Origin of the sequence: Muriicola sp. Z0-33 (assembly GCF_026126425.1) — a bacterium.
GTDB lineage: Bacteria > Bacteroidota > Bacteroidia > Flavobacteriales > Flavobacteriaceae > JAFMPW01.
Genome location: NZ_JAFMPW010000001.1, coordinates 18,285 through 40,413 on the forward strand (window position 1 = coordinate 18,285; position 22,129 = coordinate 40,413).

Consider the following 22,129-nt stretch of genomic DNA (forward strand, 5'->3'; position numbering starts at 1 on the left):
TGTTCAGGTTTTTTGAAGAAATTTGGTGAGCCCCATTATTTCGAAGATCAGGAACAAAAAATAGGGAATAAAAAAATTAAAGATTTCCAGTTGTGAATGGGCAGATTTTTTCAAAAATATAGGCAGTAAAAAGACAATTGCCAAGACCATTTTTAAGAGGGTAAGAAGTAGAAAATATTTCAGTACATTGGAAGGCTGTTCCTTGCTATAGTAACGAAGTATCAGATATACGGCCAACACCATTATAGCATTAAAACAGTATATAGACCACAGTGGCAAATACAACTCTCCCGTGAAGAATTGGGAAAGAATATAAAAGTGAACAAAAAAGAGCAGTAATGAAAAACCCAATAGTTTTACTAAAAAGCTGCCAATATCTTTAGTCATTCGGGCTTTCTCAGTTTTTAGAATTATTAGACACTTGTTTTACCACAAAATACATCGATATGGCAATTGCCGCCAGAGAACATACCAGGGTGTACACATGATATTTATTTGGGTAGTACTCATCTAGCTTAACCCCGCCATAAGTACCCAAGCCGATAATGGCCAACATTTGTATGGCGATACCGGAATATTTGGCATATGAATTTACCGAATTGGTTTTCTTAGGAGGCTTTTGCTCTTTCATTTGCACTACTAGAGCTGGTACTACCTACAGAAGATTTGAAACCGCCGGTGCTTCCGCTACCTCCCTGGGAGGTTATAGATGAGCCTTTTGAGGTGCCGGGGGAGTTACTGGTTCCTCCTTTTCCTTTCATCGTACACGATGCATTGAATGTTGCTCCAGGTTCAACAGCCAGTTTTGAAACAGTGACGTTTCCTTCTATAACTGCAGATGCTTTTAAGGAAAGTAAATCGGACACTGTAAGTTCTCCGTTAAAACTACCCTCAATATCTGCATTTACACATTCTACTTTTCCGTGAATATAGCCACCTTTGCCTATAACAACTTTTCCCGAAGTCTTTACATTACCATCGAGCTTTCCGTCTATTCTAAAATCCGCTTCGGAAATAATATCTCCTTTGATTTTAGTGTTCTTCTCAATCCTGTTGGGTTGTCCACCAATTTCGTTCATAGTTCTAGGTTTTTTGTTATCTGAAAACATTTTGTTTATGGTTTTGGGGTTAAAATTTGCGCGTTGTATTCTTCTAAGTTTTTATGTACTTGGACTATTTTATAGTTAGAGGACAAAATAACAAAATTCTCAACATCAATCTTGTAATCCTTGTTAATTTTTAGCAATTCAACGTAACCCAAAGCAAAATCCCTGGATTTAAATCCATGTACTACAACAAATTGATCTTCCAGATTATAAATGTCCTTTGAAACTACATTTTTATACCTAAGGTCCTTTATAGAAGCCTCGAGTCTTTTCTTTAAAAAGAGTGCAGCTTCGTTGTGTTGCCTTTTAAATGGAAAAACAACTTTCCAATTCCCCGTACCGGTAGAATTAGTTTCTTCTGAAAACTCTTTTGGTTCTAACTTGGGCAGCTGCTCCGAAATCATCTGCTGCGCTTTCTTCCCTTCAGGATTATTGGGATAATTTAGGGCAACATAATTCAGCGCCTCCTTAAAATCGGTATACCCCTGAAGTCTTCCTATTGCATTGGCTTTAAGCATCTCAAATTTGGGTACTATCGGGTCTCCTGTATAGGTATTGATATTGTCTTCGGCCCCGGTAATGACTTTCAGGAATTCCTGGTTCTGAAATTGTTTGAACAAAGCAGCGTATTTGGCATCCGGACTATCAGCAGCATTCTCTAATACCGCCTGTGGATTTAGCAGGATCTCTGCATAACGAGAATCCGGATGATTCTGGATAATATTCTGTTTCATTCCATCAGCAAGGTTGCTTTCGGCATCTTCATAAATCTTATATAGATTGTATTTTGAGGGAAGTATAAGGCGCTCCTCAGGATCGGCCCCCAGCACATCTTCCAGTTTTCCTGCAGCCAGTAAATTCTCTTTAAACTTCTCTTTGTAAATAAGCCCCAGTTGATAGTTGGCGAAATTCCTCTCCTTTCTCAGACTATCAATAACTGCCGGATCTGTTGGTATTTGGTCCAGATAATAATCGACAGAATATTTCTGGTCCTCAGAAAGATCAACACCCGTACTATCTGCTTCTGTTATGAGGTCGCCGGTTGCCTCAGAAGGCAAAGATCTGGCTTTGTTGCTCCATCTCCAATCGTCTTCCAGTTGGCGGTCTCCCCATCTGTTGACAAAGTCAGTCTTTCCATAACCCAGACTCGTTATATTATAGAAATAAAATTTTCCTTTATTTTCTTTGCCTCCTTTGGTTTGGGCAAAAGCAGCAAAGCCGGCACTTGCTCTGTCTTCTTCTTCCTTGGCTGCAGCTTCTGCAATACGCTTTAGTTCTGTGATATAATCCTCAAAATAGGCAGATTGTTCAGCTCTGGGCATGTTATAGATGGTGGTAACACTATCCACATATTGTACAATTTCTTCATAAGCCACGACGTCCTCCAGATTGTCTAACTTCTTTTTGGTGGCCCTGTACTTTTTTGTGTTTTCCTGAAGGTTGGTCAGGACACTATCATAATAGGCCCCGGCTGTCTTATATACATTATCATCAAAATAATACTCCGCAAGGTTTTCGTAATTCAACGCATTGAGTTGCGGTAAATTCCGTGTAGCCCTTATAGATTTATTGTAGTACACAAGGCCAAGGCTATCATCTTCATTTCCCATATGGAATTGGGCAATTTCCCTGTAGATCTTATCCAGAAATGGCCTGTTTTCCCTATTCTCCTCAAGCTCTGTAAGGTACTCGTACATTAGCTCTCTGTTCTCATCGGTAACTTCCGTATTCTGAATCTTCTTAATATGGGCATTGATCATATATACCCTGGGCGACTTTCTATTGAGATCAAGTATTTTGTCAAATGCGTAATTGGCACTGTCCTTAAACCCCAGTTGATTGTAAAGTTGTCCTATTATAAAATAGTACCTCCCCTTTTCGGGGTTCTTTTTGGTATAGGCCGAAGCTATTTTTAATTGTTGGATCGCCGTATCGGGGGCGTTCAAATTAATATATGCCTGTGCCATCATAGCCCTGGCATCAGCGTAATCCTGAGCTTTAAGACTTTCGAGTTTTAGAAGGCGTTTTAAGTTTTTTAAAGCAAGCTCTTCATTTTCCAATCTGATATTGGTCTTTTCACGCCAAATGGTTGCTTCATTTAGCTTGTCGCTCTCGGCGTACTTTCTTAGGATATAGTTGAATGCCTCCAGGGCGGGAATATACCGCTGATCAAAATAGCGGGCTTTCCCAAGCAATAGAAATGATTCATCTGTTTTGGGGTTCCGTTCTTCATCATCGATATTCATGCTGTGCTTCTGAATGGCTTTGGTGGCCTTCTCCTCTGCAATAATGAAATTGGGGTTATTATCTTCAGAGTCCAGTTTTATTTCCTCTGTAACTTCCAGGCGCTCCACTGGTAGAATCTCCCAGTAATTATCCCTATAGGTCTGATTGAGTTGTTCTCTCCCTTCTTCAAAGGCAATATTGCCATTGTACAAGACATTGTATTTGGTATTAAGGGCGTGCCAGTTGCGATTAACAAAGGCGTCTTTTTTTGTGGAACACGCGTTAAAAAGTAGTCCCCCAAAAATTATGTATAAAATAAAAGTAGTTCGAAGCTTCAAAATTCCCGATAATCGTTCGTATTCTAAACTGAAAAACAACCATATTATTATACGGCTGATCGACAAAATGCCTTTTTTTATTTTAATACATCTTCAGATAGAATTGCCGATATATTGCTCTTTTGACACAGAGTGTATAAAATTGCCGAAAATTGCGCATAATTTCTACAAGAAAAGAGCTTTCAAATTTGCGTGATGAAACTTTACAATATGCCCGTTGACTGTTGAGGCGCAGAAGTAAAAATGGTGTTAGCTTTCCATCAAATCTACTTACCCGCCAAAGAAGCTTTCCAGTTCTTTCAGGGTTTCCGCTGAGGTTTGGATATCTTTTACAATATCTCCCTTATTAAGCACCACAATGCGCTCACATACCTCAGTTACATGAATAAGGTCATGACTAGAGACCAAAACGGTAACTTCTCTGTTTTGAGCAAGGTCTCGTATTATCGATTTTAACCGGATTTGAGTGGTAGGATCCAGATTGGCAAAGGGCTCATCCAGGATAATAACCTCCGGGTGGCCTATAAAGGATGCGACTATACCCGCTTTCTTTTGGTTCCCTTTAGAGAGATCGCGTAAATATTTTTTCTGGCCTAGGATTTCACCATGAAAGAAATCTTCAAATCCAGATAAAAGTTCATCCACATCTGCCTTGCTCTGCCCTCTCAGCTCCCCTATAAAATAGAAATACTCCTCCGGAGTTAAATACCCAATTAAAAAGGTTTCATCTATAAATGCCGAAGTAAAGGGCTTCCATGCCTCACTTGCATCTACCTGGACCTCATTATTTACAATACTCCCGGTAGTAGGTTGTATAAGATCTAATAAAAGACTGAAAAAGGTAGTTTTCCCTGCACCGTTATTCCCTACAAGTCCAAAACTTTGTCCTTTAGGTATTTCCAGATGGTCTATATTCAGTACGGTCTGACTCCCGTATGTTTTTGTTAGATTTTGTGATGTTATCATTGTCTGTTATTTATCTTTTCTCCCAGCTTCCGGGAAGTCCGTATTTAAATTTTATAATCAGGTGGTTTGCTTATAGGCCAGCAGCGTCTTATACTTTTCTTTTTTGTAAATCTTCTCTATCATTTTAAATACCACATTTTTAAAAGCAAAGCCTAACACTCCCGTCAGGGCCACAAATATGTAACCCGCAGTCGGATTTATCGTATAGTGTCCGATCGCATAAACCACCAAAGGAAGTAAAAGTTTAGGCAAGGTTAATAAGAGGGTTTTTGTATTGAACGCCTGTTTATCTCCAAAGGCCTTTTTGTTAGAAGTTAAATCTATTGGTGTTTTAATATAAGCCCCGCCCCACAAAACAAGATACGAATTGACTCCAATATTATAAATGGCGCCAACCAGTACGGCCAAATAGGCGTCCCAGCCAAGATATATATAAAAAGAAGCGAGTATCGTACTAATGATAGTGGCAATGATAATCAGGTACCATTTAGAGGTTAGGTATTCTTTATACCTGATGTTCTGGCTCATCATCAACGGATAATATGAACTATCCCAACTGGGCACATACTGGCCAAAACTAAACAGGAAACCACCCGATACAAAAATCCCTGCAAATATCTTCCAAACTGGGTTTTCATAGGCTTCTATTGCTCCGGTAAAAAACAGCAGGCCATAAAATAGAAACATGAAACCCATAATTACAGCCGTTTTAGACCGTTTATTTCGCTTAATTAATTTAATGTCGTTTTTCAAAAACGTCCCTAAATTCCCAAATCTATTGAGCCAGGTATAATCTTCGGTCCGGGCAACTGTTTGTTTGGTTGCCAGACCACCATCTAAAAACATATGTTTTTTGAAGTAGTTGAAGGCTGCAACTATCAAAACAACTAAAAGTAGCCAGGGAATCAGTGCCGTCCATGGTGAATAATACAAGGTGTTAAAAAGTTGCCCGGTATAGATGGTAATATCAAACCATCCGTAATATTGAATTATGCCGAGTACAGCCAGAAGGGCCAGCATAGGATAAAAAACAATATCCTTGTTATTCATCATGATGTTGATGAAGTTATTACAGTAAAAAAGTGCCATAATTCCTAAATGCCATCCCAATACGCCCAAAAGGTTATAATCTTGAATTATTAGTACTATGGAAAATGGCAGGAAGAAAAAAGCATGTCCCCAATTAAAGAAGGAAACCACAGTTTTGCCCAGCGAATATTTTACTACTTCCCCTTTCTTAAATGGCAGATAAAGCAAAGGCTTTATATTCAGTATAGGCATCTTTTGGAGCACATAGCGCAGGTAAAGATCCATTAGCAAGTAGTAGATAAAGAATTTGTTTACAACATGTAAAGGATCTCCAATACCGGCCTTTTTAATCAGGAAAAAGGAGCCTACTCCTAAAGCCAAAAAGACAACAATCATGTATAGCGCCCCAAAAATCATAAGGATCTTGAAGGCAATATTGGTCTTAAAGGAAGCCGATCTGAAAAACGATTTCCATTGCAAATTGATAAAGTGCTTGAACATACGGTTGGTGAATTAGCTCAGTAGGGTTAGTACCACAAATATATATTTTGTTACATCGGGAACCTATTTTTTCATTTTCCGTTTTAAATGGAGCCGGCTTTGCTTAGTTTTGCAAAAATTTTCTATAAATGAGCAATTTTCACACCCTAAGTGTTTCAGAGGTAAAACAACTTACTCCCAATGCTGTGGCAATTACCTTAAGTATCCCAAAAGAACTAATTCAGACCTTCGCATTTATTCCGGGGCAATACATTACAATAAAAAAAGAAATTAAAGGGACCGAACTCAGGAGGGCCTATTCTATAAGCTCTTCCCCAAAGAAAGATAGTATCACCATTGGTGTAAAAAAAGTAGATAGAGTAGGCTTTTCCGATTTTGCAAATACCAAATTGTCAAAAGGGGATACCCTGGAGGTAATGCCGCCCGAAGGCAGGTTCGTTTTTAAACCTTCAGGTATAACCAAAAATATACTGGCATTTGCGGCAGGAAGTGGCATTACACCTATAATGAGCATCGCCAGAAGCGTATTGGAAGATAATCCTCAAAGCAAATTGGTTTTGGTTTATGGTAATAAGTCCTATAAAGAAACCATGTTTTATACAGAACTTGTAAAACTGCAGTTAGAATACTCTAATCGGTTCTTTATTTATTTTATGTTGAGTACCGCACAGGAAGAAGATTCTTTATTTGGCCGTATCGAGTCTTCTACGGTTAACTACATCCTTAATAACAAACATAAGGGTCTTGTTTTTGATGATTATTATATCTGTGGTCCTGAAAACATGATTTATAATGTAAAAGATACCTTGGCCACTCATGATGTAACTGAAGATAAAATACATTTTGAGTTGTTTACCACAAATGAGATTAGCGATGATCTTCCCGAAAAGCAGGATGGGCAAACGGCATTAACCGTTATTTTAGATGATGAGGAGTTTAGTTTATCAATGGATAAAGGTAGTTTGGTATTAGATGCGGTGCTCAAAGAAAATATTGATGCGCCCTATTCTTGCCAGGGAGGCGTCTGCAGTACTTGTATTGCCAGGGTAACAGAAGGAAAAGCAGAAATGGTGAAGAACCAAATCCTCACGGATTCGGAAATTGAAGAGGGCTTTATTCTAACTTGCCAATCGCACCCGACTACGCCCACTTTAAAGGTAGATTACGACGATGTTTAGCCCCTTTTTTGATATAAATGCAGATAGAAGAAACAGACGGGATGGTTTGTTCTAATGCAATCTCCCCGATATTGTTCAGCATTCCTGCCGTTTATCGATAAGGCCCTTATTTATAACCCATAATTGGATTTATTGAGTAAAATTTTACTTTGTTAAACCAACCTAATGGTCGGTTTTCTCTTATACTAATTAATTGAATCTTTTTAAGGGGGAGTAATGAAACAAGTGGCGATTCGACCAAGACTTAAATCCGTTTTATTGTAAATTTATATCGGTTTTTAAATGGAACATGGGGCAAGATTCTTCCACAGCGATTTTGATTTTTGCTAACTCCTCTGAAAGGGAGTTAAGCAATAAGCCACATATTAACAGTACAGCTATTTTTGATGTTCTGACCAAACATACTTTAAGCACTGTTCATAGCACAGGTTTGCCTTACTTTCATTTTACGGAACGCTCACAAAAAGGCGACTCATTTAAAGATAGGTTTGTAAATGCCCTGGAGCGGGTATTTGAAATGGGGTTCTCAAATGTCATTTCTGTAGGTAATGACAGTCCACAATTAAAAACTTCAGACTTGTTGCAGGCTAATATGCAGCTGCAGGCTAGAAGAATTGTCCTGGGACCTTCTGCAGATGGCGGAATTTATATGATGGGGATTCACAGGGACGATTTTAAAGCTTTGGAATTTCTTAACCTCCCATGGCAAACTTCAGATTTGTATCAATCCTTGTTAGATCTTGTATCCCGGCGAAAGGATGTAGTAAGAATGAAAATCCTTTTCGATTTGGATAACAGGGAAGATCTTAAATTGTTTATTTCCCGTTTTCACAATATTACAAAATCGCTTCTGGTCGTAATCCAAGACTTGCTACAACCGCCAAAAACAAGGATACAATCGTCTTTTTTCAATCGTCAGACCTTTTTCAGTTCAATCTTCTTTAACAAAGGCTCTCCTATAATATTCAGGTATCCCTGAATACTTTCAAACAATCAGCAATGCTCATTGCAATTCGGATTTTGTCCGGATAAATGGATGTATATCACATTTACATTCACAACTTATATATCAACAATATTATACATACAGAAATGGCAAATACATATTACGATGCTGCCGATTTAAGAAAATTCGGCAAGATCACGGAATGGAGCGAAGAGTTAGGAACAAAGTTTTTTGATTATTACGGAAAGGTTTTTGAAGAAGGCGCCCTTTCGGCAAGGGAGAAATCATTAATAGCACTGGCTGTAGCACATGTGGTTAAATGTCCTTATTGCATTGACGCTTATACAAAAGACGGTTTGCAAAAAGGAATTACAAAGGAAGAAATGATGGAAGCTGTTCATGCGGGTGCTGCAATTGAAAGTGGAGCTACACTTGTTCATGGTGTTCAAATGATGAATAAATACAACAAACTGTCGATGTAACATGGCAACAAAATCATTAAAAGCCAGGCAGGAAGCGCTTGCAGAAAGCAATACACAACTGGATATTCTTAATGGGGGCATCTTTGCTCGGGGTGAACTTCCCTTCTTTAAGGACAAAGTAGCTGCAATAGGACAATTTCCTTTAAAGCCAGGAAAATTGGAAGTATTGCAAATCAATGTGGGGTATATGTGTAACCAGGTATGCGAACATTGCCATGTAGACGCCGGACCGGATAGAAAGGAGATAATGAGCAGGGAGACCATGGAGCAATGCCTTGATGTTATCAGGAAAACAGCTGCCCATACCTTAGACCTGACGGGCGGCGCCCCGGAGATGAATCCAAATTTCCGGTGGTTTGTTGAAGAAGCATCTAAAGCAGGGATAAAAGACTTTATTGTGCGTTCTAATCTTACCATCATCAGGGCAAATAAAAAATATTATGACCTTCCGGAGTTTTTTAAGAAGCACAATGTCCATGTCATTTCATCCATGCCACATTACACCAGGGGTAAAACCGATAAACAAAGAGGAGATGGAGTTTTCGATAAATCTATTAAGGCACTGCAAGAACTAAATGCCGTAGGCTACGGTTTGGAAGGCAGTGAATTGCGGCTCGATCTTGTTTACAATCCTTCCGGTGCCTACCTGCCGGGAGATCAGGCTGCCCTGGAGAGGGATTTTAAGAAAGCCCTAATGGAAGACTTTGATATCTCATTTCAAAACCTTTTTGCCATTACTAACCTCCCTATCTCTCGTTTTCTGGATTATCTGATCGCATCGGAAAACTACGAAGATTATATGTATGCCCTTGTAGATGCCTACAATCCAGCAGCCGTGGAGAAAGTAATGTGTACAAATACTATATCTGTAAGTTGGGACGGCTGGTTATACGATTGCGACTTTAACCAAATGCTTGGTCTTAAAGTGGCCAGTAAGGTAAAACATATTAAGGATTATAATGAAGAGGTATTAAATGATCGCAACATTATTATTTCCCAACATTGTTATGGGTGTACTGCAGGTGCAGGAAGTAGTTGCCAGGGGACTGTTACTTAGCAAAAAATACCCTTTTTTTTCATTTTTAGTCCTAATTCCATGATGATTTTATCGTCCATTGGGCAATTTCACCGACTAAGTGGTTTGCTCAAAAGGCCCTACTGGCTGTACTTTACCGGGGTTTTAACATTTCAACGAGTATTGGAGTATTTGAACGCCCGAAATTAATTATCCATAGTGGTAAGAGGTTTTTAATAGTAGACCAAGCGGTCTGTTTAAACCTTAAATCTAATATTATGGATAAGAATCTAAAACGCATGGCCACCATGCAACGACTACAAGTAACCGGCCTGGAATTATTCTACCGCAATGGGTATTACAATACAAGTATTGATGATATCTTAAAGGAACTCTCTTTATCTAAAGGAGCATTTTACCACCACTTTGATTCAAAAGAAGATTTTTTTGTACAAATCATTCAAAATCTGGTTGTGCGCAAAATGTATACTATGTTGATTGAACCTATTGAAGGTCATGAAAATAGTCTGGAACTAATAACCAACTGTTTTGAGAATGCCCTGGAAACTGCTGTGCACAACGAACTTGATTTTGGTTTTATACTAGGTAATTTTATCAGTGAATTTAATGGCAAAAACCCAATGATCATGAAACACCTCAGCGATATATTGAAAATCTGGGAGGTGAATTTGGTTTCTGTGATCCAAAAAGGGAAATTTAATGGCTATATAGACAGGCATGTAGACAGTGAAGGAGTGGCTGTATTTCTGATTAGTTCTTATATGGGAATTAGAACTTTTATGGTTGAAAATACCCCTAGTGCAAGAAAATACAGGTTTATGATACAACTAAGGCAGTATTTTAAGTCTATAGCAGCTAAAAAAGAGATCGTATAGGGAAATAGCTACTTCTTATTCATTTTGCCGGATTGCTTCTGCAATACCTCTATCATTTTCTGTACGACAGTTTCCGGGGCTATACTAGACATAGCGCTTTCATAGCCCTGGGGATATTTATTGCCGTATACCGATGTGGGTATGGCCGGAAATTGCTCCCTGTCTGATAATAGAGCATATTCAGTAGGCTGTCCAAATGGAGAAAATCCTGCGTGGGGATGAGTTATCCCCCATAGGGTTACGGTAGGAACGCCAAACATAGCTGCCAGATGCCCATTACCGCTGTCCATTGCGAGCATGACATCTAAGTGAGAAATAAGGCTAAGTTCTTCCTCAAAATTCAATTTCCCTGCAATGTTCTTCGCACCCCTGTATTCTCCTTCTATAGCATTTAAGGTATTAACCTCCGCTTTCCCTCCGCCGAATAAAAATATTTTATACCCATTGGTATTATTGAGTTCTTTTATTACTGTTTTCATCAGCTCCAACGGATACATTTTACCTTCATAAGCAGTAAATGGGGCAATTCCAACCCATTTCCTCTCGTGATCGCCAGTAAGCTCTAACACTTTTTTACTCAATCCGCGTTTAGGCAATACTTTGGAAGTATCTAACTCCAGAGGATATCCTAAATCCCGGAATACATCCGCATATCTCTGATGTGTGGATTTAAGAGGTTCAAAGACTTTTTTCTTTAGAGAGGTTAGCGACTTTTTCTCTTGCCTTCCCTTATTTATCTGACGTACCGGAATGGATGTAAAGGAGAAAAAAAACTTCAATATAGCACTCCTTAATACCTTGTGTAAATCGGCTATAGCATCTGGTTGCTCTTTTTTAAGGGCCCTGTAAAGTCTCCAAAGTCCTAATAACCCTTTGTGTTTTCCGTTAACATCGGCCTCAAAAACCGAAACCCTTTCCATTGAAGAAAACATGGGTGCAAAGAACTTCCGGGTTACAAATGTGATTTTTAAATCGGGATATTGAAGCAGTAAATTATTAAGTACGGGTACCACCATGGCCACATCTCCCATCGCAGATAGCCGAATAGCTATAATATGTTCGGTCTTTTTAGAAGCAGAATTTACATTTTCAGAAGTGCTTTCATTTGCCTCCACGAAGCACTGGATTTAGTTCTTCATCATTGTACATTTTCATCTGTTTATAGACTTTCATGTATTTCTTACCAAGCTCTATGTCTTCTAGTAATTGATCAATAGCCAGTGATAAATCTTTCTTCTGTTCCATCAAAACCGCCAGTTTCTGGTGACATTTTTGAAGATGGTCCTCAGAAGCGTCTTTTCTATTTGCTTCCTCGTGCATATGATAAATCTTCAGGGCAAGAATAGAGAGTCTGTCAATCGCCCAGGCCGGGCTTTCGGTATTTACAGTAGCATTCTCTTCAATATCAACCGATTCATATTTTTTTAGGAAATAGCTGTCGATATATTCCACCAGATCTGTTCTGTCCTGATTGCTCGCATCAATTTTCCGCTTGAGTTGCAGTGCATCTGTAGCCTCAATATCCGGATCCCGGATTATGTCTTCATAGTGCCATTGAACAGTATCAATCCAATTCTTCCGATAAAGTAAATGGGCTATCTCATCTGCAGGATAAGGATTTGAAAATGCTTGATTCACGTCATCCTTCACATGATAGTTGGCAATACTCTCATCAAATATTTTAAAAGCAAAAGCACTGAACATAGAACTATAAATTTTGGGCAAAGATACCGTTTATTTGACAATCCATTCTGCTAAAAAAATTACAAACGGTACAAGGACTGATATCATCAATGCAATTTCTTTGATGTTTACTTTTTTGATTACTTCTATATACTTGGTGAATAAAACAGCGGCCGGAAAAAAGGTGATTAATACCGGAAATGATGATTCTGAGGTCTTCAGCAATGTCAGACCCATTCCTATCGCAAAAGATATCGCAATGAGTCTCATTGTCATAATTTTGCCCATCCCCAATTTGCCTAGTTTAAAAAATGCCCACAGGCCTATAATCAATACAAAAATGGCGTAGATAACCATCTTGGTACTGTTTCCCCAATACGCAAAGAAATTAATGTCTAAGGAAAATTCAAACCGATAATGATCGGATATGAATTGTTGTTGATCCACAACAGTGAGGAAGCCAAAAAGAATTATCCCAAGTGTAAATACTCCTAAAAACGGAATAAGCCAATTCCTTATATTCTTTGGTTCATAAAAATATATCGCCGCAAAAATTAAAATAAAATAGATTAATGCCCAGTCGTAAAAAATACTAGCGAGAGCCACCCAAAGTGAGGCATCCAGCAGCTTTAGTTTTACTTCTTTTAACGACTTCAGACTTATGAGTCTTCTATGAGCTAACAAGAGAAAAAAGCTGCATAGAATTGCATTATTATCCAATACAACGGCGTGAAACACTACTATTAGTAAGACATAAAAAAGTGCTGTGAAAGAATTTGTCCCGGTTATCTGGTTGCGTTTAACAACAAAATTAACAACAAAAATGCTGAAAAGTAAAATGCCCAACACCACGGATTGCAATAGCAATTGTTCTATAGTGAAAGATAATTTATAAACGAGAAAATGAACTGTACAATAGAAAATAAATAAAAACGCCAGTAGTATGATGTAGTTAATTGGTTTAGTTTTTCCAAAAATGCTCGAAATCATTCTAGAAAGTTTCCAGGGTTTTTATACTTTTGTATTGTAAATATAACCAAGATGCGCGCATTTTTTGAAGGTATAGCAGATTTATTCGTAAACGGGCTTTTCTGGCCTTATGACTTTTTCAGGTTCATGGAGAACTGGTGGGCTTCCAATATGGTAAATTGGATTTTCGCTATTTTGGGTGCCATAGCAATGGTCTACTGGCTTAACCAATTGAAGAAATTCAATGACAATGGTGAAGAAGATAAAAGCATTACCGCCCATTCTTATTTATAAATTGGATATCAGGCAAGTATTTTTTGACACAACACCTATAGTGGTTTTGGCTCCCGCCTAAACGCTAAAGGTCGAATCCGATATCTTTCCGATAGTACATTCCGTCAAATGAAATCTTTTTCAGATCCTTGTAAGACAGGCTTAGGGCTTTACTGAAGTCTGTTCCATAAGCCGTTACAGCAAGTACTCTGCCGCCATTGGTAACTACCTGGCCATCATCTATCCGTGTCCCGGCATGGAATACTACCGTATCCTGTATATCTTCCAGACCTGATATTACTTTTCCTTTTTCATAGGCCTCAGGATAGCCCCCAGAGACAGACATTACGGTAGTGGCCGCGCGTTTATCTATCATCAAATCTATTTCGTTTAAACGAACATCGGCTACGGCCTTAAAAACTTCGAGCAAGTCATTTTCTATTCTTGGAATCACCACTTCCGTTTCAGGGTCCCCCAGTCTAACATTATATTCAATAACATAAGGTTCTTCCCCTACTTTAATTAAACCAATAAAAATAAACCCTTTGTATGGAAGGCCGTCTTTCTTTAGTCCGGTCACAGTAGGTTGAACAATTCGAGAGTGAATCTTTTCTATAAATTCTTCATCAGTAAAAGGAACGGGAGAGACAGCTCCCATGCCCCCTGTATTTAACCCGGTATCTCCTTCACCAATTCTTTTGTAATCCTTTGCCATCGGTAACACTTTGTAGTGCTCGCCATCTGTCAGAACGAAACAGCTCAACTCTATTCCCGATAAAAACTCTTCTATTACCACTGTAGCACTGGCATTGCCAAATTTTGAATCTATTAGCATGGCCTGTAATTCTTTCTTGGCAACTTCCAGATCATTTAGAATGAGAACTCCTTTACCAGCTGCCAAACCGTCCGCTTTAAGAACATAAGGTGGGGGTAGGCTTTCGAGAAATGTAAATCCTTCTTCGAGATTGTCGGAAGTAAAACTCTGGTAACCGGCAGTTGGAATGGCATGTCGCTTCATAAACTTTTTAGCAAACTCTTTGCTGCCTTCCAAAGTCGCTGCCGCCTTCTCGGGGCCAATTACTGGAATATGGGCAATTTCCTGGTCATTTAAGAAAAAGTCATGTATCCCATTAACCAGGGGATCTTCCGGGCCAACAATCAGCATATTGATTCCTTCAGAAATAACACAGTCTTTTATTTTCTGAAAATCGTTTACCCCAACCGCTAAGTTAATAGCTATTTCAGAGGTTCCTGCATTACCAGGAGCTACATATAATTGATTGAGCTTTGGGCTTTGTTTTAATTTCCACGCCAGAGTATGTTCTCTACCACCAGCGCCCAGAATCAGTACATTCATGCCTTAGAAGTTTCGGCAAAAATACACTTTGAATTTGATAAATGACATGTAAAAGATCAGATATCGATTATCTTTTGTTTCTACTGCTGAAATCTCGGTGATCGGTCTTATTCAGTTCCTGCTGAGAAAGTGTTTTGAAGTAGTCAAAAGTCTTTTTCATCCCTTCTGCTCTCCCCACTTTTGGTTCCCACCCCAAAATTTCCTTGGCCTTCGAAATATCGGGTTGTCTTTGTAGTGGGTCATCTTTTGGCAAAGGTTTGTAGATGATCTTTTGGTCTGTTCCAGTAAGTTTAATGATTTCTTCGGCAAAATCCTTGATGGTAATCTCGTGTGGATTTCCAATGTTCACAGGAAGGTCATAATCGCTTAACAATAATCGGTAAATTCCTTCAATTTCGTCATCAACGTAACAAAATGACCTTGTTTGTGAACCATCTCCAAAGACAGTCAGATCTTCTCCTCGTAGCGCCTGGCCCATAAAGGCAGGGATAACCCTCCCGTCATTCAGCCGCATCCTGGGGCCATATGTATTAAAGATCCTGACAATACGCGTTTCTACCCCATGAAACCTGTTATAAGCCATTGTAATAGACTCCTGGAAGCGCTTGGCTTCATCATAAACTCCTCTTGGTCCTATAGTATTTACATTTCCATAGTACTCTTCAGTTTGTGGATGTACCAAAGGATCTCCATAGATCTCTGAAGTTGAGGCAATCAAGATTCTTGCCCCTTTGTCTTTTGCCAATCCCAAAAGATTGTGAGTTCCTAGCGCCCCCACTTTTAAAGTTTGTATTGGAATTTTTAAATAGTCAATCGGACTGGCCGGGGAGGCAAAATGCAGGATATAATCCAGATCCCCGGGGACATGGACAAATTTTGTAACATCGTGATGATAATACTCAAATTGTTCAAGTTTAAAGAGGTGCTCAATATTCTTTAGATCACCGGTAATTAGGTTATCCATGGCAATAACATGATATCCCTCTTTAATAAATCTATCACAAAGATGAGATCCCAAAAATCCTGCCGCTCCTGTAATTAGTACCTTCTTCAAATTTTATCTTTTAAATGTCACTGTTACAAATGTAAAGCAAACTGTTTAGCATTCCCTATCTCCCGATAGATTCGTAATGAAACCCTTCCATTTTAATTTCCTGAGTATCATATAAGTTACGCCCATCAAAAATAACATTGTCTTTAAGTAATTCTTTCATTACTTTAAAATTAGGGTTTCTGAAAACTCCCCATTCCGTGCAAATTACCAGGGCATCTGCATTCTCCAGTGCTCCGTACATGCCTTTGGCAAAGGAAATTCGATCTCCCAGCTTACGCTGTACATTGTCCATGGCTTCAGGGTCAAAAGCTGTAATGTTGGCTCCCAAAGCTAAAAGTTCCTCTATAATGTATAATGAAGGCGCTTCCCGAATATCGTCAGTTTCCGGCTTAAAGGCCAGCCCCCAAACGCCAATATTTTTTCCCTTAAGATCGTTCTTGAAGTACTTCTTTATTTTTGGTATCAGCGCGGTTTTTTGCTTTTGATTTACTTCGATCACAGATTCTAAAATCTGGAAATCGTAATTGGAATCCTTCCCGGATTTGTGTAAAGCCTTTACGTCTTTTGGAAAACAAGACCCGCCATAACCTATTCCCGGGAAAAGAAAACGCTTTCCAATTCTGGAATCTGTGCCCATCCCGATACGTACTTTGTCTACATCTGCCCCTACTTTTTCACAGAAGTTAGCAATTTCGTTCATAAAGGTAATTTTGGTAGCCAAAAACGAATTTGCGGCGTATTTGGTCAATTCGGCCGACTTCTCATCCATTATGATCACCGGGTTCCCGGATCGCACAAAAGGGCTGTATAATTTCTGCATTAATTCTGTGGCTTTGTCCGAGCTAGATCCCACTACTATACGTTCTGGCTTTAAGAAATCATCAACAGCAAAACCTTCACGCAGAAATTCCGGATTGGAAACCACATCAAAATCACATTTGGCATTTTTAGCAATAGCTGCACGCACCTTATCAGAAGTCCCGACAGGCACTGTGCTTTTGTCTACAATAACCCTGTAATCCTTAATTAGACTACCAATATCATTGGCAACACCTAATATATATTTTAAATCTGCAGAACCGTCTTCATCTTCAGGTGTTGGCAGCGCCAAGAAGATAATATCTCCATGTTCTAAACCTTCTTCTAATGAGGTCGTAAAACTTAATCGTTTTGCCTGTATGTTTCTTTCAAAGATAACATCAAGATGAGGTTCGTAAATAGGAACTTCACCATTTTGCATTTTTTTGACTTTATTTTCATCAATATCTACGCAAATTACTTCGTTGCCTGTCTCTGCCAGACAAGTTCCTGTTACCAGGCCAACATAACCTGTACCTATTACTGATACTTTCATATTTTTATTTAAAAATTGTTAGGATCTTAAAATGTTGATCAAAAATTGAGTGGCAAAAATAACAGTGGTCAATTAGCTAACCAATTATTTCTGATTAAAAACAAGATTCTAGGTCAAAACTTAATATTTTGAAAGTTAGTATACCTGAAGCCAATTATTTACACCCCTCTGGAAAATAAAACAGTGGTCACTGTTTTAAAAATTATTCGAAAGTCAAGTGTTATAGATCTGTTTTTTATGTAATACAAGTCGTATTCCAACTTTCTCATGGAATCTTCAAGGTTTTCACCGTACTTGTATTTTACCTGAGCCCATCCAGTAATTCCCGGAGGAATAACATGTCTCACATTGTAAAATGGAAGAATTTGATTTAGCTGATTAACAAAAACTTCTCGTTCTGGTCTGGGACCAATAAATTTCATGTCCCCTTTGATAACAGAAATAATCTGAGGGAGTTCATCAATTCTGAACACCCTGAGTATTCTCCCGAATGGCGTTATCCTGCTGTCGTTTTTGGTGGCCATCTTTGCTCCGGATTTTTCCGCGTCGACCACCATCGATCTAAATTTATAGATCTTGAATTCCTTACCGTATTGTCCTATTCTTTTTTGTACATAGAACAATGGCCCCCTATTAAAAAACAGGTTTAAGATAAATACAAACGGGACTGAAAGAACAAATATAAAACCCAGTAAAACGGCTAATGAAAAATTAATCCCGAAACTAAAAACCTGTTGTAAGTATCTTATTTTCTTATTCCTTATTTGAAGAATTTCGTAGAAACTGTCGTTATGAGATCTTATCGGCATGGCCTCATAAGTGTTTTCATAAAACGAAGTAAAAGAAATTACTTCCTTGCCATTTATCATAGACTGCAATAGCATGTTTTCCAAATCCTTGGGAATAAAATTGTAGCTTTTTGTATTGATAATCCAGGCATCAATTTTATCTGCAGCGGATAGGAAAAACTTTTTGTTTTCCAGGGTATTCTTATCAAGAGAATAGGTAAGCTTTACTTTGTAAAATGTTGCCGTCTCTTTTCCATTAATGGTATTCAGGTCTTCCTTTAAATTCTTCGCGGTTTTCTCATCGTAGATATACAAAACATTCTTTGTCACCGGAATTATCCGAAAAATATTACTAAAAAGAAACCGCCATAATGCAATTTCCAGGGGGGTCATTATTAAAAAATACAGCAGAGGTATTCTCCAAAAGCTCACATCATAGAAAAGTACGGTCAGTATAAAGACAACAAAAACAAAAAGCGCTGCTATATAAACAGATTGCGAAAGTACATATCGTCTTCTTGCTACTTTCTCCAGATTAAAAAAATCAAGGATATAGGAGAGCGATAAATAGGCAATAAGACCAATAGAAAATACGCCCAGTTTTAAGGGAATAGACAAAAACTCAGCATCAATAGCATGGTTTATAAAAACGTTAAGTGAGGCAACAATAATAAGAAGGTCTCCCACAAGAAGGATAAACTTTCTTTCTATAGAATTTAATATAGACGGCCTCGGCATTTTTGAATTTCTGTTTTACTGGCTCAAAAATAGCTTTTCATTTTCAAAACAACGGCTGAAAGTATATAAAAGAGGGATTTAAGGAAGGATAGGCCTTCTACTTCTCTGTATATTTTCCATTCATACTGGAGCAGGCCAAATTTATTTGAAGATATAGAATTGCTTCTCAGTCTGTATGTAGCAAGGATCTCATTAAGTCCGTGAGCATCAGTCTTTTTCAATAATTTAAGCCATAAGGCGTAATCTTGCCTTTTCCTGATCGCAGGCATAAACTGTTTTCCAAAAAAATTAAGATCATAAATCACAGTGAGGCATCCTATCGGGTTTTTAAATAAAGCACTTTTATAGGTAACACGTTCTCTGGCTTTTACAACCCTGGAAATATCATCTCCATTTTCATTGATGGTGTTATAAGCAGTAAATGAAAAATAATAGTTATTGTCTTGCATAAAATGCAATTGCCTATGAAGTTTTTCCGGTGCCCAAAGGTCATCGCTGTCTAAAAAAGCTATATAGTCCCCCGCCGCAGTTTCAATAGCCTTGTTTCTGGCTATCCCTGCCCCACTATTTACTTCCAGAACAATTAACTTTATCCTCTCGTCCTTTTCCACATATTTCCTTACAATCTGGGCACTCTTATCTGTTGAACAATCGTCCACTAGAATATGTTCCCAATGCGGATACGTCTGGGAAATGACTGAGCCAATACAACCGGCGATAAAATCCTCGGAATTGTGTACAGGGGTTACAATGGAAACTAGTTTATTCAACAATCTATTTTCTTAATAATTATAATATTAAAGAGTAGCCGCCACTAATTCTTCTACAATTAGTTGTCCGGTATTCCCATTACCGTATAAATTAATGTCAAAATTTATCACGGTACTTTTAAGCTTATCATAGGCATGTAACATGGCTTCTTTATCGGATCCGACAAGAAAGTTTACCCCATGGGTTACCAATTCTACCCATTCTGTTTCTTCTCTTACTGTTATACAAGGCTTTTTAAAGAAAAATGCTTCTTTCTGTAAACCTCCACTATCTGTTATTACTGCCTCACAATTGGTCAGCAACCATATCATCTCAAGATAACCGACAGGATCAATTATCCTGATATTTGCGTTTGGTGTTATCCTGAACTTTTTTAATTGTTTAACGGTTCTTGGATGTAAAGGCAATACAATTTTTTTCTCATTGGAGATTTCTCCCAGAGCTTTAAAAATTGTTTCCAATTTGCCTTTAAAATCCGTGTTTTCCTGCCTGTGAATAGTACATAAAATAAATGCCGTGTCCTGGTCTATTGCAGCAGGTTTAACGGCTCTGCTTTTATAGTAAAGAGCGGCATCGTTCATTACATCCCCACAATTCACCCTTTTTATGTCAATGTTTTTATATCCTTCCTCTAGCAGATTAGTCATGGCCGTTTCGGTAGGACAGAAAAGAATATCACTGATCCTATCTGTGAGTATCCGATTAACTTCCTCGGGCATGGCCATATTAAAAGAGCGTAATCCTGCCTCAACATGAGCCACATTAATATGTAATTTCTTTGCTGCTAATGCCCCGGCGATAGTAGAATTGGTGTCTCCATACACTAAAACCCAATCTGGTTTTTCTGAAATTAATACCCCTTCAATTTCCTCGAGCATTTTCCCTGTCATGGCACCATGGGAAAGGCTATTTATTTCCAGGTTGTAGTGGGGCTCCGGGATATTCATCTGATCAAAGAAAACCTTGCTCATGTTTTCATCAAAATGCTGTCCGGTGTGTACAATAACCTCATTGATTTTTAAGTTTTCATTCTGGTTATTGAATGCTACTATGGCCCTGCTGACTACCGCTGCTTTTACGAATTGAGGTCTTGCGCCTATTACTGTAATAATTTTCAATGGTGGCCTCACTAAAACTAAAATTAGCTGTTTAATTCAATTTTATTCCCTCGTAAAATAGTATTCGCAGGATAAAGGAATAACACTGATTTCTATTATTTCTTTAAACTTAAGGAATATTATCCTGAGAGGCTAAAGCCATAAATGGCAGTAGCTCATTTAATCATTTGCAAGGAGCACCCTTTCATAGAAGTCTAATAACTTTCTTTCTTCATTTGCCCAGTTGAATTTCTCCAGTACCGCGGCTTTACCCCTGCTTCCCATGGCCTTGGCCCTCTCTTTATCTGATACCAGTTCATTAATGGCCTTTCCTATACTTGCTGGATCTTTTGGATCGACAAAAATTGCACAATCCAAATCCTGAATTAGGGACCTCCAGTATTCAAAATCGGAGGCGATCACCGGAATGCCCGCAGCCATATATTCGAACATTTTCACCGGGATACTATCCAGATAATTAATTGTTGGCTCTAACACTACCAATCCGGCTACAGATTTCATAAGTGTCTGGCTTACATCTTTCCGGCTTAAAAAGCCGAGTTCACTCACCTTACTCCATCCTTTACTCTGGGTGGTTAAACTCCTTAATTCTTCACTTTCAAATTTTCCACCAAGCAATAGTTCTACATTTCCTGCATATTCCAGTGCGTCTACAATTGTGGGAAACCCTCTTACTTTGGAAATGGCCCCGACATAACATATGTGATTATCCTTTGCTTTGTCACCTGCCTCGGGCGCGGTGGTAAACTCTGCTATAAATGGAAAATTCTGTATTTCCACAGCCATCGGATTATTAGATAAGAATCTATCCCGTATGAATGGGGTAGCTGTAGCGATTCCAGCAAGCTTTGATGCAATATTATCTTCGTATTTTTCAAATAAACGAGATAAGGTCGATTTAAATATCGAAGGAATATATGCCTTTGTCAAAAGTTGCCTGGGAACATCCTCATGGGCATCATATATCACTTTTTTGCCCTTCTTTGCAAGCTTTTTACCCACATACAGCAATTCCGGATCATGAAAATGATAGATGTCCGCATTTAAGGAAATTGCTTTTTGGTATATTTTTTTGGAAAAAGAGATGACCCTCTGAAATCTTCCAGAATAACTCCCAATATCCAGAATTTGTACTCCGTCTTTTATTTCATCTCCCTGTCCGTCTGCCACAATTAAGGTAACATCATATCCATTTCTGGCCAATGATTTACATTCCTTTACGAACACACGCGTATCGTAACGGGGATGCACCGTGGTGAAATGACAAACTTTGTTGGTCGCTGTCTTATTCAAATTCTGATTTTTTCAATTCAGGGGCAAAGATAACAGCATAATTCCAAT

Annotated in this window: 22 protein-coding genes; 6 read left to right on the forward strand and 16 right to left on the reverse strand. The window is 38.5% G+C overall.

From position 1 onward, the window contains the following. Positions 1-3: 3 nt before the first annotated feature. The 6 genes from J1G40_RS00105 to J1G40_RS00130 all read right to left on the reverse strand — a co-directional run bounded on the left by J1G40_RS00105 (position 4) and on the right by J1G40_RS00130 (position 6,166). The gene (locus tag J1G40_RS00105; protein WP_265240232.1) at positions 4-387 is read right to left on the reverse strand and encodes a hypothetical protein; all 384 of its coding nucleotides are present in this window, start codon (positions 385-387) and stop codon (positions 4-6) included. 10 nt (positions 388-397) lie between these two features. Next, on the reverse strand, positions 398-631 hold the full coding sequence (locus J1G40_RS00110) for an AtpZ/AtpI family protein (RefSeq protein ID WP_265240233.1): 234 nt from the start codon (positions 629-631) through the stop codon (positions 398-400). After that, complete coding sequence (locus J1G40_RS00115) at positions 609-1,079, reverse strand: bactofilin family protein (RefSeq protein WP_414855654.1); 471 nt, start codon at positions 1,077-1,079, stop codon at positions 609-611. Before J1G40_RS00115 ends, J1G40_RS00110 begins: the two co-directional genes overlap by 23 nt. A gap of 35 nt (positions 1,080-1,114) precedes the next feature. Beyond that, positions 1,115-3,670, reverse strand: a complete 2,556-nt coding sequence (locus J1G40_RS00120) for a tetratricopeptide repeat protein (protein ID WP_265240235.1) — start codon at positions 3,668-3,670, stop codon at positions 1,115-1,117. Positions 3,671-3,940: 270 nt separating this feature from the next. Then, a complete protein-coding gene (locus J1G40_RS00125) occupies positions 3,941-4,636 on the reverse strand; it encodes an ABC transporter ATP-binding protein (protein WP_265240236.1) in 696 nt (231 codons plus the stop codon). Between the two features lie 57 nt (positions 4,637-4,693). Further along, a complete protein-coding gene (locus J1G40_RS00130; protein WP_265240237.1) occupies positions 4,694-6,166 on the reverse strand; it encodes a DUF5687 family protein in 1,473 nt (490 codons plus the stop codon). 128 nt (positions 6,167-6,294) lie between these two features. On the opposite strand from J1G40_RS00130, the gene J1G40_RS00135 reads away from it, so the two are divergent. From J1G40_RS00135 to J1G40_RS00155, 5 genes are all read left to right on the forward strand, one after another. Continuing rightward, a complete protein-coding gene (locus tag J1G40_RS00135; RefSeq protein WP_265240238.1) occupies positions 6,295-7,344 on the forward strand; it encodes a ferredoxin--NADP reductase in 1,050 nt (349 codons plus the stop codon). A gap of 289 nt (positions 7,345-7,633) precedes the next feature. Then, positions 7,634-8,323 carry a DUF2064 domain-containing protein gene (locus tag J1G40_RS00140; RefSeq protein WP_265240239.1) on the forward strand — a complete coding sequence of 230 codons (690 nt, stop codon included), beginning with the start codon at positions 7,634-7,636 and terminating at the stop codon, positions 8,321-8,323. A gap of 113 nt (positions 8,324-8,436) precedes the next feature. Beyond that, positions 8,437-8,772, forward strand: coding sequence for an arsenosugar biosynthesis-associated peroxidase-like protein (locus J1G40_RS00145; RefSeq protein WP_265240240.1), 336 nt, complete (start codon positions 8,437-8,439; stop codon positions 8,770-8,772). A 1-nt stretch (position 8,773) separates the two neighbouring features. Continuing rightward, entirely contained in the window at positions 8,774-9,829 is a 1,056-nt protein-coding gene (gene arsS, locus J1G40_RS00150; RefSeq protein WP_265240241.1) for an arsenosugar biosynthesis radical SAM (seleno)protein ArsS, read from the forward strand. A 236-nt stretch (positions 9,830-10,065) separates the two neighbouring features. Next, positions 10,066-10,683, forward strand: coding sequence for a TetR/AcrR family transcriptional regulator (locus J1G40_RS00155; protein WP_265240242.1), 618 nt, complete (start codon positions 10,066-10,068; stop codon positions 10,681-10,683). Positions 10,684-10,691: 8 nt separating this feature from the next. Here the strand turns inward: J1G40_RS00155 and J1G40_RS00160 are convergent, their stop codons facing one another. From J1G40_RS00160 to J1G40_RS00170, 3 genes are read right to left on the reverse strand one after another with little or no spacing between them, the layout of a single operon-like run. Next, on the reverse strand, positions 10,692-11,798 hold the full coding sequence (locus J1G40_RS00160) for a glycosyltransferase family 9 protein (RefSeq protein ID WP_265240243.1): 1,107 nt from the start codon (positions 11,796-11,798) through the stop codon (positions 10,692-10,694). Beyond that, complete coding sequence (locus tag J1G40_RS00165; RefSeq protein WP_265240244.1) at positions 11,785-12,387, reverse strand: DUF4254 domain-containing protein; 603 nt, start codon at positions 12,385-12,387, stop codon at positions 11,785-11,787. Before J1G40_RS00165 ends, J1G40_RS00160 begins: the two co-directional genes overlap by 14 nt. A gap of 30 nt (positions 12,388-12,417) precedes the next feature. Then, positions 12,418-13,356: a hypothetical protein gene (locus J1G40_RS00170; RefSeq protein ID WP_265240245.1), complete on the reverse strand. Its 939-nt coding sequence runs from the start codon at positions 13,354-13,356 to the stop codon at positions 12,418-12,420. A gap of 51 nt (positions 13,357-13,407) precedes the next feature. Here J1G40_RS00170 and J1G40_RS00175 point away from each other — a divergent pair, with 51 nt between their 5' ends. Continuing rightward, a complete protein-coding gene (locus tag J1G40_RS00175) occupies positions 13,408-13,629 on the forward strand; it encodes a DUF6341 family protein (protein WP_265240246.1) in 222 nt (73 codons plus the stop codon). A 64-nt stretch (positions 13,630-13,693) separates the two neighbouring features. Here the strand turns inward: J1G40_RS00175 and purD are convergent, their stop codons facing one another. From purD to J1G40_RS00210, 7 genes are all read right to left on the reverse strand, one after another. After that, positions 13,694-14,965, reverse strand: coding sequence for a phosphoribosylamine--glycine ligase (gene purD / locus J1G40_RS00180; RefSeq protein ID WP_265240247.1), 1,272 nt, complete (start codon positions 14,963-14,965; stop codon positions 13,694-13,696). 67 nt (positions 14,966-15,032) lie between these two features. Beyond that, a complete protein-coding gene (locus tag J1G40_RS00185) occupies positions 15,033-16,019 on the reverse strand; it encodes a UDP-glucuronic acid decarboxylase family protein (RefSeq protein ID WP_265240248.1) in 987 nt (328 codons plus the stop codon). 55 nt (positions 16,020-16,074) lie between these two features. Next, entirely contained in the window at positions 16,075-17,373 is a 1,299-nt protein-coding gene (locus J1G40_RS00190) for a UDP-glucose dehydrogenase family protein (protein WP_265240249.1), read from the reverse strand. A 158-nt stretch (positions 17,374-17,531) separates the two neighbouring features. After that, complete coding sequence (locus tag J1G40_RS00195) at positions 17,532-18,899, reverse strand: sugar transferase (protein WP_265240250.1); 1,368 nt, start codon at positions 18,897-18,899, stop codon at positions 17,532-17,534. A 23-nt stretch (positions 18,900-18,922) separates the two neighbouring features. Further along, positions 18,923-19,669: a glycosyltransferase family 2 protein gene (locus J1G40_RS00200; protein ID WP_265240251.1), complete on the reverse strand. Its 747-nt coding sequence runs from the start codon at positions 19,667-19,669 to the stop codon at positions 18,923-18,925. A gap of 27 nt (positions 19,670-19,696) precedes the next feature. Next, complete coding sequence (wecB, locus tag J1G40_RS00205) at positions 19,697-20,788, reverse strand: non-hydrolyzing UDP-N-acetylglucosamine 2-epimerase (protein WP_265240252.1); 1,092 nt, start codon at positions 20,786-20,788, stop codon at positions 19,697-19,699. Between the two features lie 159 nt (positions 20,789-20,947). Continuing rightward, the gene (locus J1G40_RS00210; protein WP_265240253.1) at positions 20,948-22,081 is read right to left on the reverse strand and encodes a glycosyltransferase family 4 protein; all 1,134 of its coding nucleotides are present in this window, start codon (positions 22,079-22,081) and stop codon (positions 20,948-20,950) included. Between the last annotated feature and the right edge of the window lie 48 nt (positions 22,082-22,129).